The organism is Paracoccus salipaludis, assembly GCF_002287065.1.
GTDB classification, from domain to species: Bacteria; Pseudomonadota; Alphaproteobacteria; order Rhodobacterales; family Rhodobacteraceae; genus Paracoccus; species Paracoccus salipaludis.
Genome location: NZ_NSJZ01000002.1, coordinates 432516 through 447096, shown reverse-complemented (window position 1 = coordinate 447096; position 14581 = coordinate 432516). Strand labels below are relative to the sequence as shown.

The following is a 14581-nucleotide window of genomic DNA, read 5'->3' as shown; positions in this document are numbered from 1 at the left end:
ATGGACTGGCTGAGGGAACACCCTGAGGTCAAGACGATCCGCGTGGCGGCGTCCGATCTGAACGGCGTCGCGCGCGGCAAACGGGTGCCCGCACGCTTTGCCGACAAGCTGCTGACGGAAGGGACCAAGTTCCCTTATTCCGTGCTGAACATGGACATCTGGGGCGAGGACGTCGAGGACAGCCCCCTGGTCTTCCAGGCGGGCGACCCCGACGGGCTGCTCATGCCGACCGAGCGCGGCTTCATGCCGATGCCGTGGCTGGACGCGCCCACGGGGCTGCTTCCCTTGTGGATGTTCCACCCCGACGGGCGGCGCTACGACGGCTGCCCGCGTCAGGCGCTGGCCCGCGTCGTGGACCGCTACAAGGCCGCCGGGCTGACGCCGGTCGTCGCGACCGAGCTGGAGTTCTTCCTGATCGACGACAGCAAGTTCGGCGAATTGCAGGTGCCGCCCTCGCCCCGGTCCGGCAAGCGGCGCACCGGGGCGGAAACGCTGTCCCTGCGCGCGCTTGACGCCTTCGACCGCTTCTTCACGCAGCTTTACGACGGCTGCGAGGCGATGGACATTCCCGCCGATACCGCGATCTCGGAAGCAGCTCCGGGGCAGTTCGAGATCAACCTGATGCACCAGCCCGACCCGCTGAAGGCGGCGGACGACGCGTGGCTGTTCAAGATGCTGGTCAAGGGAATCGCCCGCCGCTTCGGCTTCGCCGGGTCGTTCATGGCCAAGCCCTACGACCTGTTCAACGGCAACGGGATGCACATGCATTTCTCGATCCTGGACGCCGAGGGGAACAACATCTTCGACGACGGCACCGAGGCAGGATCGGACAGGCTGCGCCATGCCGTCGCGGGCTGCCTGCGGGCGATGCCGGGGTCCACGCTGCTGTTCGCCCCGCACGAGAACAGCTATGACCGGCTGGTGCCGAACGCTCATGCGCCGACCGGGATCGGCTGGGCCTATGAGAACCGCACCTCGGCGATCCGCATTCCGTCCTCGCATCCCAAGGCGCGGCGGATCGAGCATCGGACGCCGGGCGGCGACGTGAACCCCTACCTGACGGTCGCGGCCATCCTGGGGGCCGCGCTGAACGGGATCGAGGACCGGCTGGACTGCCCGCCCCCGATCACCGGCAACGCCTATGACCACGATCTGGAACAGCTGCCGGGCACCTGGGCGGAAGCGATCGACTGCTTCGGACGCTGCCCCGACATCAAGCGCATCTTCCCGCAGCACCTGATCGAGAATCTGCTGATGACCAAGCGGCAGGAACTGCACTACATGGCTGAACTGTCGGACGCCGAAACGATCGAGCTGTATCTCGACACGGTCTGACGGGTGGCGGGCGGGCCGCTACAGCGGCCCCTCGACCAGGCGCAGCGCCCCGTCCGGCAGGGGGCGCTGCAACGCGCGGGCCTGCTCGAAGGGCGCGGTCAGCCATCTGTTCCACTCCTCGGGGGTGGTCAGGATCACGGGCATGGCCTTGGGATGGACCGCGCCGACCTCTGCGTTCGGCGGGCAGGTGAGGAAGGCGTAAAGGTCATCCGTCGTCTCTCCGTCCTTCACCTTGCGGACAGACCGCCAGCCGCGCACCTCGAGCCCGGCGAAGAACATGGGCCTGTCCTCCTCTGCCGGCGCGAACCACTGGTTGCCGCCCCTGGCGTGCTCGGCGAACGAGGTCAGCGGCACAAGGCAGCGGTGCGCGGGCGCCAGCCAGCGCCGCCAGTGGGGCGAGCCGGTGTTGCGCACGTTGGTGACGCCCGGGTCTCGTTCCGTCTTCAGGACCGAAGGCGGGGACGGAAGCCCCCAGCGTGACAGGGCCAGTTCCAGCCCCTCGTCCGCATGGCGCAGGATCGGGCCGCGCTGGTCGGGATAAACCTGCCCGCCTTCCAGGTTGCCTGCATGGTTCTGGAACGGCTGGCCGGGGAAAAGCTGGCGGATGGCGTCCACCGCCCGCGTGTGGCTGTAAAGATTGCACAAGGTCGTCGTCCTTCCGTCGCGCCCAAGGGGCGCCCGCCTTGCCAACGCGCAACCGCTGTCCCGGATGCATGAGGGCGCGACCCTTCGGACCGCTGCACCGCGCCTCCGAAATGGCAAAGCCGCGACGCGATGGCGCCGCGGCCTGCCTTGGGCTATTCCGAATGTTGAAGCGAAGGTTCAGGCGCCAAAGGCGACGCCCGAGGGGTCAGGCTCCGGCAGGATTACTCCCGGCCCTCGCCACCTTCGCCTTCTTCTATCTACTCGCCGCCTTCGGACTGCAGTTCGCCCTCACCCTGGTCGGCCTGCTGGTTGGCGCGCTCGGCGATCTGGCTCAGCAGTTCGTCGGTGCGCTTTTCCTCTTTCAGCGTTTCCTCCAGCAGGCGGGCGGCGTCCTCCAGGCCCAGTTGCTGGGCCCAGGTGCGCAGGGTGCCGTAGCGGGCGATCTCGTAATGCTCCATCGCCTGGGCGCCGGCGATCAGGACGGCGTCGGCGGCCTCGCTGTCCTTGAACTCCTCGAGATGATCCTCAAGCTCGGCGTTCAGGCCCTGGATGCTTTCGCAGGTCTTGCCGCGCGCCGCCTTGCCGATGATCTCGAAGACCTGCTGAAGACGCTCGATCTGGCCTTCGCTTTCCTGCGCGTGCTGTTCCAGCGCCTGGCGCAGCTCGTCGTTCTGGGCGGCCTTGGCGGCCTTCTTCAGCGCGCGGACCGAGGTGCGCTCGGCGTAAAGGACGTCCTTGAGGCCATTGTTGAACGCATCTTCAAGGGTTTTCGGGGTGGCCATGAGAAGCTCCTGAATGTGTTGGTCGGCACATGCCCGAGGCGCGCAAAGGCCGCGGCCCAGGGTTGCGACGGGTAAGTTCCTGACGCCCTCCCGGGTGCCGCCGCTTGTGGTTAAAAAATGATAAGACCGTGACGGCCTGCCGGATCGAACGACTGCCGCCTGTCGTTTCGCCCGAAATTACCGCATGAGGCACCCGCACGATGATAGACACCCGAACGCATGGCATCCTCGACTATGCGACCGGCGCGCTGCTTCTTGCCGCGCCATATCTTTTCGGCTTCGCCACCGGCGGGATCGAGCAGTGGCTGCCGCAGCTTCTGGGCGCGATGACCATCGCGATGAGCCTGTTCACCGACTACGAACTCAGCATCTCGCGCGCCATACCGCTGCGGGTTCACCTGGGGATGGACATGGTCAGCGGTGCGCTGCTGGCGGTCTCGCCCTGGCTGTTCGGCTTTGCCGGGCTGATCTGGTGGCCGCACCTGCTGGTGGGCCTTGTGGAAATCGTCGTGCCGATGCTGACGCGTCGCACGCCTGCGCGGATGGTGTGATCATGGCCGTGAAGCTGAAACCCTTGTCGAAACAGGTCATCGTCATCACCGGCGCGTCCAGCGGCTTCGGGGCCGAGACCGCCCTGATGGCCGCGCGGCGCGGCGCCAAGGTCGTGCTGGCCGCCCGCAGCGGCGCGGCCCTGCAGGAGATCGCGCAGGAAATCATCGCCGGCGGGGGCGAGGCGCTGGTCGTCGCCACCGACGTCACGCAGCGGTCCGACCTGGAACGGCTGGCGCGCCTGGCCGTGGAACGCTTCGGGCGCATCGACACCTGGGTCAACAACGCCGGCGTCGGGATCTGGGGCACGCTGGAGCAGGTCCCCGAGGAGGACATGCGCCAGCTGTTCGAGGTGAACTTCTGGGGCCTCGTCAACGGCTCGATGGTGGCCATCCCGCACCTGGAAGCGGCGGGCGGCGGCGCGCTGATCAACATGGGCAGCGTCGGGTCCGACCGCGCCATCCCGTTGCAGGGCATCTATTCGGCGTCCAAGCACGCCGTCAAAGGCTTCACCGACGCCCTGCGGATGGAGCTTGAGCATCGCGGGGCGCCGATCTCGGTCACGCTGATCAAGCCCTGGTCGTCGGGGACGCCCCTGCCCGACAAGGTGCGGAACTACACCGGCCGCAGGCCCAAGCTGCCGCCGCCGGTCACGGACCCCTCGCGCGTTGCCCGCGCGATCCTGAACGCGGCCCAGCATCCGGTGCGGGATTCCTTCATCAGCGCGAACGCCCCGCTGACGGTGGGCCTTGCCAATGTCGCCCCGCGCCTGATGGACCGCATCAGCGAGACCGTGATGTTCGAAGCGCAACTGGGCGAGGAAACCGCGAACTCGCCGGGCAACCTGCGGGAAGGCGGCGGCGAGGCGCGGGTCCGGGGCGAGGACGGCAGCAAGCGCCCGACCGCGCCGATCGCCGAGGCCGCCATGAACAGCCCCGTGACCGCCTCGGTCGTGGCCGCCACCGTGCTGGGTTCGCTGGGCTACCTGGTGCTGCGCCGCCGCTGAGTGGCGGAAACCATTGCGGCCGTCCTGCAAGGGCGGCCGTTCAGTGCGGCTTTGACGATCCCGGGCTGTTGCGGTTTGATCCGGCAGGCGCTCCAAGGGGCGCAGGGACAGCGCAGAAAGGATCGTGCATGGCCGGACGGATCGCGGTGATCGGGTCGAACAACGTCGACCTTGTGACCAACGTGCCGCGAATGCCGGGCCCCGGCGAGACGCTGGCGGGCGCGCATTTTGCCACCGGCTTCGGCGGCAAGGGCGCGAACCAGGCGGTGGCGGCGGCGCGGCTGGGATCGCAAGTGACGATGGTCACGCGCGTGGGCGAGGATTCCTTTGGGCGCGAGGTGCTGCAGAACCTTGGAAGCCACGGCATCGACCTGGCCCATGCGCGGGTGTCAAGGGGAACGGCCAACGGCGTGGCCTCGATCTTCGTGGACCCCTCGGGCGAGAACGTGATCGTCATCGTGGCCGGGGCCAACGGCACCCTGTCGCCCGCCGACGTGGACGCGGCGGCGGATGATCTGGCCCGCTGCGACCTGATCCTGCTGCAGCTCGAGGTGCCGCTTGAGACGGTCTATCACGCGATCAGGGTTGCCGCGCGGCTGGGCGTGCCCGCAATCCTGAACCCTGCGCCCGCCGCGCCCGGGCTGGACCTGGCGCAGCTGAAGGGCCTTGCGTGGTTCTGCCCCAACGAGAGCGAGCTTTCCATGCTGACCGGTCTGCCCGTCACGACCGAGGAGGAGATTGCCGCCGCCGCGCAGGGCCTTCTGTTCCATGGGATCGCCAATGTCGTGGTGACGCTGGGCGCGCGCGGCGCCCGGCTGGTGACGGCGCAAGGCGTGAAAGCGATCCCCGCGATCCGCGTCCGGCCCGTGGACACGACCGGCGCGGGCGACGCCTTCATCGGCGCCTTTGCCCATTTCCTCGCCGCCGGCGAGGCGCCCGAGCAGGCGCTGAGGCAGGCCGCAGGCTACGCCGCGCTGTCAGTGACAAAGCCCGGCGCGCAGGGTTCATATGCCTCGGCCGAGGAGTTCGCCGGTTTTCAGGCGACCACCGTCCAGTCCTGATCCCAGCGGTATTCCTGAAGGTTCGGCCCCTCGGCGCAGCGGTCCACCACCGCGAACAGCCCCGGATCGGCCAGCGGAGTCAGCACCCCGTGCCAGGCGCCGCGCGCGAGGTTGATCGCCTGCCCCGGCGCGGTCACGAAGGCGCGGGGGCGGCCCGGCGTCCCGCCCTCGTCCGGCGCGACGATCACCAGGAAGGGATGCTCGGTCATCGGCAGGAAGGCCTGAGAGCCCAGCGGATGCCGTTCGACCAGCCGGAAGGCGTAGGGCAGCCGCACGGACTGCGACCGGAAGATCGAGATCCCGGCCCGCCCCTCGACATCCAGGCGCCCCTGTTCGTGCCAGCGGCCGCAGCGGCCCTCGTTGATGATGCGGTCGGGCTCACCCGAGGTTTCCAGCACTTCGCCCCACGGCGCGAAGGCTTCGGCCGTCAGCGGCTCGGCCCGGATGATGCAGTCGTCGTTCATCGCTTCCCTCATTCTTCTGCGAAACGATAAGCTGAATGTGGTCTAGCCCACTGTCCAGCGCCGGTGAACCTGCCCTATCACGGCAGCAGCAAAGATGAACGGGGGGCCAATGGCCGGATATCTGACGACCCATGTGCTGGACACCGCGCGGGGACGCCCGGCGGCAGGGATGCGCATCACGCTCTACGCGCTGGACGGCGAACGGCGCCAGCTGCGCGAGGTGATCACCAACGCGGACGGCCGCACCGATGGGCCGATCCTGCCCGAGGCCGAGTTCAGGACCGGCCGCTACGAGCTGGTCTTCCATGTCGGCGCATGGCTGGACATCGACGAGGATGCCCCCGCGCCGCGCTTCCTGGACGAGGTGCCGATCCGCTTCGGCATGGCCGAGGACGACCATTACCACGTCCCGCTGCTGGTCTCGCCCTACGGCTATTCCACTTATCGGGGAAGCTGAGATGGACGGCATCATCCTTCACGACTGGGCGGCCTTCGCGATCCGCTGGGTCCATGTCATCACCGCCATCGCCTGGATCGGGTCGTCCTTCTACTTCATCGCGCTGGACCTCAGCCTGCGGAAGGCCCCCGGCCTGCCGGAAAAGGCGCATGGCGAGGAATGGCAGGTCCACGGCGGCGGCTTCTACCACATCACCAAGTACCTGGTCGCGCCCGAGCGGCTGCCCGAGCACCTGACCTGGTTCAAGTGGGAAAGCTATTCCACCTGGCTGTCGGGCGCCGCCATGCTGATGGTGCTCTACTGGGCGCAGGCCGAGCTTTACCTGATCGACCCGGCCAAGGTGGAACTGTCCACATGGGCGGCCATCCTGATCTCGGCGCTGTCGCTGGGGATCGGCTGGGTGATCTACGACCGCCTGTGCAAGAGCCGGCTGGGCGAGAACCCGACCACGCTGATGCTGCTGCTGTTTGCGCTGCTGGTCGTCATGGCCTGGGGCTATGACCAGGTCTTCACGGGCCGCGCGGCGCTGCTGCATCTGGGCGCCTTCACGGCGACGATCATGACCGCGAACGTCGCCATGATCATCATCCCGAACCAGCGGATCGTCGTGGCCGATCTCAAGGCGGGCCGCACGCCCGATCCGAAATACGGCAAGATCGCCAAGCTGCGCTCGACGCACAACAACTACCTGACCCTGCCGGTCGTGTTCCTGATGCTGTCGAACCATTATCCGCTGGCCTTCGCGAGCCGCTACAACTGGCTGATCGCGGCGCTGGTGTTCCTGATGGGCGTGACCATCCGGCACTTCTTCAACACGTCCCACGCGGGCAAGCCCAAGCCCTGGTGGACCTGGGCCGCAACCGCGGCGCTGTTCCTCGGGATCGTCTGGCTGTCCTCGCTGGGCACCCAGCGGCTTGAAGGCGAGGAGGCGGCCCTGACCGCCCGCGAGGCCCGCCTGACCGCCGACCCGCATTTCGAGGCTGTCCGCGACATCGTCGCGGGCCGCTGCTCGATGTGCCACGCGGCCGAGCCGGGGTGGGAAGGGCTCGCCACCGCCCCCAAGCGCGTCGTTCTGGAAACCGACGCGCAGATCGCCCGCCACGCCCGCGAGATCTTCCTTCAGGCCGGCCTGACCGACGCCATGCCGCCCGGCAACGTCAGCTATATCGAGCCCGAGGAGCGCGCCACCCTGCGCGCCTGGTTCGACAGCGCCGGGCGGGGGTGATCCCGCCCCGGCAAGCCGGGGGGCTTTCGGCCCCCCATCGCCGCTGCCGCGGCCTTTCCCGCTGAAAACGGTCCCGGAGCCGTTTTCCGGGCGCTCGGAAGCCCGAAGGGTGCTTGGGCCACGAAGAACCCGATGCCTCTTCCCGACCCAGATGCCCTGCGGGGCGAGCCGTCCGCGAGGCGGCGGGGGCGAAGACCCTTTACCCCAGCGACCCTTTCAACTCGCGCGCCGCGAACTCGATGAACAGCCGCACCTTCGGGTCCTGCAACTCGCGGTGCGGGGTCAGCACGCCGAACTCGGCGGCAACCGGCGGCGTGTCGGGCAGCAGTTCGACCAGACGCCCGTCCGCCAAGGCCTCGGCCACCTCGTAGCGGGGGCGGTTGGCGATCCCCGCCCCGCCCAGCGCCCATGAGGTCAGCACCTCGCCGTCATCGGAATCGAAGGCTCCGGCGACGGCCAGCTTCTTCGGCCCCTCCGGCGTCTGCAGCATCCAGAAATACTCGGGCGAGCGCGGAAAGCGCAGCAGCAGGCAGTTGTGGCGCTTGAGGTCGTCGGCCGCCTCGGGCGCCCCGTGCTGCGCAAGGTAGGACGGCGCGGCCACCAGCACGCGCGGGCAATCCGCGATCTTGCGTCGGATCAGCGTCGAGTCCTCGGGCTGGCCCAGGTAGAAGGCCATGTCGATCCCGTCCTCGACGATGTTCACCGCCCGGTCGGACAGGCGCAGCCGCACCTGCACCTCGGGGGTCTCGGCGACGAAGCGCGGCACCAGCGGCGCGACCAGCCGCCGCCCCGCGCCTAGCGGCGCCGCCACGCGCAGCGCGCCCTGCGGCGTGCCCGAGTGGCTCGCCACCGCCGCCTCGGCCTCGTCCAGCGCCACCAGAACCCGGCGCGCATTCTCGTAAAGCACCTGCCCGATCTCGGTCGGGGTCAGGGTCCGCGTGGTGCGGTTCAGCAGCCGCGCGCCGAACTTCGCCTCGAGGTCGCGGATGCGGGTCGAGGCGGCGGCGGGCGACAGCCTCATGTCGCGCCCGCCCGCCGTGATCGAGCCCAGCTCGACCACGCGCACGAAGACCCTGAGGCTTTCCAGATAGGACATCACGGCGTATTCTTCATAAACGGCGTAAACTGTTCACGTGCCACGGCGTTTTGTGCAAGCGCGAAGTTGCGTCATTCTGTGCGCCACCCACGCGAAGGCGTCACCCACATGATCCGTTTTCTTCTGAACGACACCGAAATCCAGCTGACCGAGGCCGGTCCCGGCGACACGCTGCTGGATTTCCTGCGCCTCGGCCGGGGCCTCACCGGCACCAAGGAAGGCTGCGCCGAGGGCGACTGCGGCGCCTGCACGGTGCTGGTCGGGCGCCTGCACGACGGCGCGATGGTCTATGAGCCGGTGAACGCCTGCATCCGCTTCCTCGCCGCCTGCCACCGCTGCCACGTCGTCACCATCGAGCATCTGCGCGGCCCGGACGGCGGGCTGCACCCGATCCAGGCCGCGATGGTGGAACATCACGGCAGCCAGTGCGGCTTCTGCACGCCGGGCTTCGTCATGGCGCTTTACGGGCTGTGGATGACGCACGAGAACCCCGACGTGGTCCAGATCGAGACCGCGCTGCAGGGGAACCTGTGCCGCTGCACGGGCTACGAGCCGATCGTCAGGGCGGCACTGGCCGCAGGCCAAGCGGGCGGGCAGTTGCAGGATTTCCTGACGCTGGAACGCGCCGAGGTCGCAGCGAAGCTTGCCGCCATGCCCGCGGGGGCGGATGTCAGCCGGGGCGGGGAACGCGCCATCCTGCCCGCCGACACGGACGACCTCGCCCGCGTGCTGGTCCAGCACCCGCAGGCCACCATCGTCGCCGGGGCCACGGACGTGGGACTGTGGGTGACCAAGCAGCTGCGCCCGATCTCTCCGGGCGTGTTCATCGGCCACCTGATGAAAGGGATCGAGGTCAGCGCGGACGAGATCCGCATCGGCGCGGGCGTGACCTATTCCGAGTTCGCCCCCGTGATCGACGAACACTTCCCCGAGGTCGAGGACTATTTCCTCCGCATCGGCGGCTGGCAGATCCGCAACGCGGGCACCATCGGCGGCAACATCGCCAACGGCTCGCCCATCGGGGAAACGCCGCCCCTGCTGATCGCGCTGGGCGCGCGCATCGTCCTGCGCCTGGGCGACGCGCGGCGCGAACTGCCGCTGGAGGAGTTCTTCCTCGAATACGGCCGGCAGGACCGCCGCCCGGGCGAGTTCGTGGAAACCGTGATCATCCCCCGCAAGGGCCGTGCCCTGATCGCCGCCTACAAGATGTCCAAGCGCCAGTCCGCCGACATCTCGGCCATCTCGGCGGGCTTCCGCATCGCCGTCGAGAACGGCATCATCGCCAGCGCCCGCGTCGCCTTCGGCGGCATGGCGGGCATCCCCGCCCGCGCGGTCCAGGCCGAGGCCGCGCTGGAGGGCCGGCCCTTCACCGCCGCCACTTTCGAGGCCGCGGCCTGCGCCGTGAAGAACGACTTCACCCCGCTCACCGATTTCCGGGCGACCGCCGACTATCGCCATGCGGTCGCCGCCAACTTCTTCCGCCGGTTCTGGCTTGAACATTCGGGACAGGAAGTCCCGGTGCGCCTGAACCGCGCCGTGGGGGAATAAGCCATGAAGCACGAAACGCTCGCCCCGCCCGTCACGCCCGAAACGCCGCATGAATCGGCGGAAAAGCACGTCACCGGCCGGGCCGACTACACCGACGACCTGGTGCTGCCGCAGGGGGCCCTGCACGCCTATCTGGGCCTGTCCACCGTCGCGCACGGACGCATCCTGTCCATGAACCTCGATGCGGTTCGCGCGGCGCCGGGCGTGATCGACGTGATGACCGCAGCCGACGTTCCCGGCAAGAACGACGTCAGCCCCATCGGGAAGAACGACGACCCGATCCTCGCCGACGGGATGGTCATGTTCCACGGCCAGCCGGTGTTTGCCGTGATCGCCGAAACGCGCGAACAGGCCCGCCGCGCGGCACGGCTGGCGAAGATCGACTATGAGCCCCTGCCCCATGTGCTGGACCCCCTGACCGCGCTGGACGCGGGCGGAGAGCTGGCGGTCCCTGGCATGACCCTGCGCCGGGGGGACCCCCAGGCCGCGCTGCCGAAGGCGCCGCGCCGGATCGACGGCCGCTTCACCATCGGCGGGCAGGACCACTTCTACCTCGAAACCCAGATCGCGCTGGCGATCCCGGGCGAGGACGACGAGGTGGTGATCTTCACCTCGACCCAGCATCCGACCGAGGTGCAGCACATGGTGGCGCACGCGCTGGGCGTGCCCGCGAACGCCGTCGTCGTGAACGTGCGCCGGATGGGTGGCGGCTTCGGCGGCAAGGAAACGCAGATGAACCTGTTCTGCTGCGTGGCCGCCATCGCCGCCAAGAAATGGCACCGCGCCGTCAAGCTGCGGCCCGACCGCGACGACGACATGATCGCCACCGGCAAGCGCCATGACTTCGTCGTGGACTACAGCGTGGGCTTCGACGAGGCGGGCCGCATCCTGGCCGTCGAGGGCGACTGGTACGCTCGCTGCGGCTTCTCGGCCGACCTCAGCATGGCCGTGACGGACCGGGCGCTGTTCCACGCGGACAACGCCTATTTCTATCCCGATGTCGAGGTCCGCTCGCATCCCCTGCGCACGAACACGGTGTCGAACACCGCCTTCCGGGGCTTCGGCGGCCCGCAGGGCGTCATCGTGGCCGAGCGGATCATCGAGGAGATCGCCTATGCCACCGGCCAGGACACGCTGGCCGTCCGCAAGGCGAACCTTTACCGCAACGGGCAGCTGACCCCCTATCACCAGCCGGTCGAGGACATGATCCTGCCGCGCCTCCTCGCAGAGCTTGAGGAGTCCTGCGACTATGCCCGCCGCCGTCAGGCGGTGCTGGACTGGAACGCCCGGATGCAGGCGGCGGGCGGCCCGATCCGCAAGGGCATCGCGCTGACGCCGGTCAAGTTCGGCATCAGCTTCACCGCCACGCATTTCAACCAGGCGGGCGCGCTGGTCCACATCTACACCGACGGCTCGATCCAGCTGAACCACGGCGGCTGCGAGATGGGCCAGGGCCTGCACACCAAGATCGCGCAGGTCGTGGCCGAGGCCTTCAACGTCGGGCTGGACCGCATCAAGGTCACCAAGACCACGACCGAAAAGGTGCCGAACACCTCGGCCACGGCGGCCTCGTCCGGGACCGACCTGAACGGCATGGCGGCGCTGGATGCGGCTAACCAGATCAAGCGTCGGCTGGTCGAGTTCCTCTGCGCTGCCAAGGACGCCACGCCCGAGGAGATCCGCTTCGTCCCGGACCACGTGGTCGTGCGCGACGAGACGATCCCCTTCAGCAAGGTCATCGAGATGGCCTACCTGTCCCGCGTCCAGCTTTGGGCGGCCGGCTTCTATGCCACGCCCAAGATCCACTGGAACCGGGCCGAGGGACGCGGGCGGCCGTTCTACTACTACGCCTATGGCGCGGCCTGTTCCGAGGTCTCGGTCGACACGCTGACCGGCGAATACGTGATTGAGCGCGCGGACGTGCTGCATGACGTGGGGCGGTCGATCAACCCGGCGCTGGACAAGGGTCAGGTGGAAGGCGCCTTCGTGCAGGGCACCGGCTGGCTGACCAGCGAGGAGCTGTGGTGGGACAAGGAAGGCCGGCTGCGGACCCACGCGCCGTCCACCTACAAGATCCCGCTGGCGTCCGATCGGCCCAAGGTCTTCAACGTGAAGCTGGCCGAGTGGTCCGAGAACAAGGAACGCACGATCAAGCGGTCCAAGGCCGTGGGCGAGCCGCCCTTCATGCTGGGCATCTCGGTCTTCGAGGCGATCGGCCACGCCGTCGCCTCGGTCGCGGATTACCGCGAATGCCCGCGACTGGATGCCCCCGCCACGCCGGAACGGGTCTTGATGGCCGTCGAACGGCTGCGGGGCGGGCCGCTGGCCCTGAGCGGCGGATGATCCGCGTCCGCATCACGCGCGCGCGCGGCTCGACCCCTCGCGAGGAAGGGGCCGAGATGATGGTCGGCCCCGAGGCCGTGACCGGCACCATCGGCGGCGGGCAACTGGAATACCTGGCCATCGACCGCGCGCGGCAGATGCTGGCGCGGGGCGAGGACCGCGCCGTGATGGACGTGCCCCTCGGCCCCGAGATCGGCCAGTGCTGCGGCGGCCGGGTGGAACTGACGCTGGACCGGGAACCGGCCACCCCGGCGGCGCCCGAACCCTCGGTCCTGATCTTCGGCGCGGGCCATGTGGGGCGCGCGCTCGCCCGCGCCCTGCTGCCGCTGCCCGTGCAGGTGCGGCTGATCGACCAGCGCGCGGCGGAACTGTCGCTGGCGCCGGAGGTGCCGGGGGAATTGACCCCCCTGCCCGAGGCCGAGGTCCGCCGCGCCTCGCCGGGTTCGGCCTATGTGATCCTGACCCACGACCACGCGCTGGATTTCCTGATCGCGGCCGAGGCGCTGGCGCGCGGCGACGCGGCCTATGTCGGCATGATCGGCAGCGCCACCAAGCGCACCACCTTCGCGCGCTTTGCCAGGTCGCGCGGCATCGCCACCGGGCCGCTGACCTGCCCCATCGGCGGCACCGTCCGCGACAAGCGCCCCGAGGTCATCGCCGCCTTCACGGCAGCCGAGATCATGGCTACCCTGCTGGCCTGCCACCCGGCCCACGCAACCGCCTGAACCGAAAGCCCCCATGACAAAGACCCTTCTGCGCGGCCGCGTGCTGAGCTTTCACGCCGACCCGGCCGAGACCGCCGACAGCCACCGCTTCTGGGAGAACGGGGCGATCCTGGTCGAGGACGGCCGCATCCTTGCCGTGGGCGACTACGCCGACACCCGCGACCCCGAGGCACGGGAAATCGATCACCGCCCGCATATCATCATGGCGGGCTTCATCGATCCGCATATCCATTTCCCGCAGGTGCAGGTCGTGGCGGCCTGGGCCGCGCAGCTTCTGGACTGGCTGAACGACCACACCTTCCCCATCGAGGCGCAATACCGCGACCCGGCCCATGCCGCCCGCATGGCCGAGGCCTTCCTGGACCAGCTGCTGCTGAACGGCACCACCACCGCCAGCGCCTTCTGTTCCGTCCACCGCGAAAGCGCCGAGGCGCTGTTCACGGCGGCCGAGGTGCGGGGCATGGCGATGCTGGCGGGCAAGGTCATGATGGACCGCAACGCGCCCGACGCGGTGCTGGACACGGCGCAAGCCTCCTATGACGACAGCCGCGCGCTGATCGACCGCTGGCACGGGCGCGGGCGGCTGGAATATGTCATCACGCCGCGCTTCGCGATCACCTCGACGCCCGGGCAGTTGCGCGCGGCGGGCACGCTGGCTGCCGAGAACCCCGGTCTCGCGGTCCAGACGCACCTGAACGAGAACCGCGCCGAGATCGAGCTGACCATGCAGCTTTACCCCGAGGCGCAGGACTACCTCGACATCTACGACCGCTTCGGCCTGCTGGGGCCGCGCAGCCTGATGGGCCACGCGATCCACATGAACGACCGCGAGATCGCGCGGATGGCCGAAACGGGAACGCGGGCGATCCACTGCCCGACCTCGAACCTGTTTCTCGGATCGGGGCTGTTCGACGACCGGGGGATGCGGGACGCGGGCATCGTCACCGGCGTCGCCACCGACATCGGCGGCGGCACCAACTGGTCGATGCTGGCGACACTGGCCGAGGCCTACAAGATCGCCCAGATGCGCGGCCAGCGGATGCACCCGCTTGCGGCCTTCCACTGGGCCACGCGCGGCAATGCCGTGGCGCTGGGGATCGAGGACCGGGTCGGAAGCGTCCAGCCAGGCCGCTTCGCGGACCTTGTGGTGCTGGACCCCCGCGCGACCCAGGCGATGCGGCTGCGCCACGACAAGGTGGACTCGCTGATGCAGGAACTGTTCATCCTGCAGGTCATGGGCGACGACCGGGCCGTCGTGGAAACCTATGTCGCGGGCCGGCCGATGAAGCCGGGGATGCGTCCGGCGAACTGACCAGCCGAACCGGCGGAACGTCGCTCGGTCGTG

14 protein-coding genes are annotated in these 14581 nt (G+C 69.0%); 10 read left to right on the top strand and 4 right to left on the bottom strand.

All coding sequences use genetic code 11. The annotated features are described in order from the left end of the window. Window positions 1–1335, top strand: a complete 1335-nt coding sequence (locus tag CK240_RS04775) for a glutamine synthetase family protein (protein WP_095639172.1) — start codon at window positions 1–3, stop codon at window positions 1333–1335. Between the two features lie 18 nt (window positions 1336–1353). Here the strand turns inward: CK240_RS04775 and CK240_RS04770 are convergent, their stop codons facing one another. Further along, complete coding sequence (locus tag CK240_RS04770; protein WP_095639171.1) at window positions 1354–1980, bottom strand: SOS response-associated peptidase; 627 nt, start codon at window positions 1978–1980, stop codon at window positions 1354–1356. A 257-nt stretch (window positions 1981–2237) separates the two neighbouring features. Then, the gene (locus CK240_RS04765) at window positions 2238–2762 is read right to left on the bottom strand and encodes a YciE/YciF ferroxidase family protein (RefSeq protein ID WP_095639170.1); all 525 of its coding nucleotides are present in this window, start codon (window positions 2760–2762) and stop codon (window positions 2238–2240) included. A gap of 200 nt (window positions 2763–2962) precedes the next feature. On the opposite strand from CK240_RS04765, the gene CK240_RS04760 reads away from it, so the two are divergent. The 3 genes from CK240_RS04760 to rbsK all read left to right on the top strand — a co-directional run bounded on the left by CK240_RS04760 (window position 2963) and on the right by rbsK (window position 5378). Then, window positions 2963–3313: an SPW repeat domain-containing protein gene (locus CK240_RS04760; protein ID WP_095639169.1), complete on the top strand. Its 351-nt coding sequence runs from the start codon at window positions 2963–2965 to the stop codon at window positions 3311–3313. A 2-nt stretch (window positions 3314–3315) separates the two neighbouring features. Then, window positions 3316–4317, top strand: coding sequence for an SDR family oxidoreductase (locus CK240_RS04755; RefSeq protein WP_095639168.1), 1002 nt, complete (start codon window positions 3316–3318; stop codon window positions 4315–4317). 128 nt (window positions 4318–4445) lie between these two features. Further along, window positions 4446–5378 (top strand): ribokinase, encoded by a 933-nt coding sequence (gene rbsK, locus CK240_RS04750; RefSeq protein ID WP_095639167.1) that lies wholly within the window; start codon window positions 4446–4448, stop codon window positions 5376–5378. On the opposite strand, the gene CK240_RS04745 is transcribed toward rbsK, so the two are convergent. Then, on the bottom strand, window positions 5354–5842 hold the full coding sequence (locus CK240_RS04745; RefSeq protein WP_095639166.1) for an ureidoglycolate lyase: 489 nt from the start codon (window positions 5840–5842) through the stop codon (window positions 5354–5356). The two genes, rbsK and CK240_RS04745, sit on opposite strands and share 25 nt — an antisense overlap. Before the next feature lie 109 nt (window positions 5843–5951). On the opposite strand from CK240_RS04745, the gene uraH reads away from it, so the two are divergent. After that, window positions 5952–6299 carry a hydroxyisourate hydrolase gene (gene uraH, locus CK240_RS04740; RefSeq protein ID WP_095639165.1) on the top strand — a complete coding sequence of 116 codons (348 nt, stop codon included), beginning with the start codon at window positions 5952–5954 and terminating at the stop codon, window positions 6297–6299. Window position 6300: 1 nt separating this feature from the next. Beyond that, on the top strand, window positions 6301–7524 hold the full coding sequence (locus CK240_RS04735; protein WP_095639164.1) for a urate hydroxylase PuuD: 1224 nt from the start codon (window positions 6301–6303) through the stop codon (window positions 7522–7524). Between the two features lie 199 nt (window positions 7525–7723). On the opposite strand, the gene CK240_RS04730 is transcribed toward CK240_RS04735, so the two are convergent. After that, window positions 7724–8620 carry a LysR family transcriptional regulator gene (locus tag CK240_RS04730; protein WP_095639163.1) on the bottom strand — a complete coding sequence of 299 codons (897 nt, stop codon included), beginning with the start codon at window positions 8618–8620 and terminating at the stop codon, window positions 7724–7726. Between the two features lie 108 nt (window positions 8621–8728). Here CK240_RS04730 and xdhA point away from each other — a divergent pair, with 108 nt between their 5' ends. From xdhA to guaD, 4 genes are read left to right on the top strand one after another with little or no spacing between them, the layout of a single operon-like run. Further along, window positions 8729–10168, top strand: a complete 1440-nt coding sequence (gene xdhA / locus CK240_RS04725; protein WP_095639162.1) for a xanthine dehydrogenase small subunit — start codon at window positions 8729–8731, stop codon at window positions 10166–10168. A gap of 3 nt (window positions 10169–10171) precedes the next feature. Next, entirely contained in the window at window positions 10172–12511 is a 2340-nt protein-coding gene (gene xdhB, locus CK240_RS04720) for a xanthine dehydrogenase molybdopterin binding subunit (RefSeq protein WP_095639161.1), read from the top strand. Further along, the gene (xdhC, locus tag CK240_RS04715; protein ID WP_095639160.1) at window positions 12508–13236 is read left to right on the top strand and encodes a xanthine dehydrogenase accessory protein XdhC; all 729 of its coding nucleotides are present in this window, start codon (window positions 12508–12510) and stop codon (window positions 13234–13236) included. Before xdhB ends, xdhC begins: the two co-directional genes overlap by 4 nt. 13 nt (window positions 13237–13249) lie before the next feature. Next, the gene (guaD, locus tag CK240_RS04710) at window positions 13250–14548 is read left to right on the top strand and encodes a guanine deaminase (RefSeq protein ID WP_095639159.1); all 1299 of its coding nucleotides are present in this window, start codon (window positions 13250–13252) and stop codon (window positions 14546–14548) included. The last annotated feature ends 33 nt before the right edge of the window (window positions 14549–14581 follow it).

Bases quoted from the DNA above. Each gene is read 5' to 3' on its own strand.
- CK240_RS04775 (WP_095639172.1), top strand. From the start codon at position 1: ATGGACTGGCTGAGGGAACACCCTGAGGTCAAGACGATCCGCGTGGCG.
- CK240_RS04765 (WP_095639170.1), bottom strand. From the start codon at position 2,762: ATGGCCACCCCGAAAACCCTTGAAGATGCGTTCAACAATGGCCTCAAG.
- CK240_RS04760 (WP_095639169.1), top strand. From the start codon at position 2,963: ATGATAGACACCCGAACGCATGGCATCCTCGACTATGCGACCGGCGCG.
- CK240_RS04755 (WP_095639168.1), top strand. From the start codon at position 3,316: ATGGCCGTGAAGCTGAAACCCTTGTCGAAACAGGTCATCGTCATCACC.
- rbsK (WP_095639167.1), top strand. From the start codon at position 4,446: ATGGCCGGACGGATCGCGGTGATCGGGTCGAACAACGTCGACCTTGTG.
- CK240_RS04745 (WP_095639166.1), bottom strand. From the start codon at position 5,842: ATGAACGACGACTGCATCATCCGGGCCGAGCCGCTGACGGCCGAAGCC.
- uraH (WP_095639165.1), top strand. From the start codon at position 5,952: ATGGCCGGATATCTGACGACCCATGTGCTGGACACCGCGCGGGGACGC.
- CK240_RS04735 (WP_095639164.1), top strand. From the start codon at position 6,301: ATGGACGGCATCATCCTTCACGACTGGGCGGCCTTCGCGATCCGCTGG.
- CK240_RS04730 (WP_095639163.1), bottom strand. From the start codon at position 8,620: ATGTCCTATCTGGAAAGCCTCAGGGTCTTCGTGCGCGTGGTCGAGCTG.
- xdhA (WP_095639162.1), top strand. From the start codon at position 8,729: ATGATCCGTTTTCTTCTGAACGACACCGAAATCCAGCTGACCGAGGCC.
- xdhB (WP_095639161.1), top strand. From the start codon at position 10,172: ATGAAGCACGAAACGCTCGCCCCGCCCGTCACGCCCGAAACGCCGCAT.
- xdhC (WP_095639160.1), top strand. From the start codon at position 12,508: ATGATCCGCGTCCGCATCACGCGCGCGCGCGGCTCGACCCCTCGCGAG.
- guaD (WP_095639159.1), top strand. From the start codon at position 13,250: ATGACAAAGACCCTTCTGCGCGGCCGCGTGCTGAGCTTTCACGCCGAC.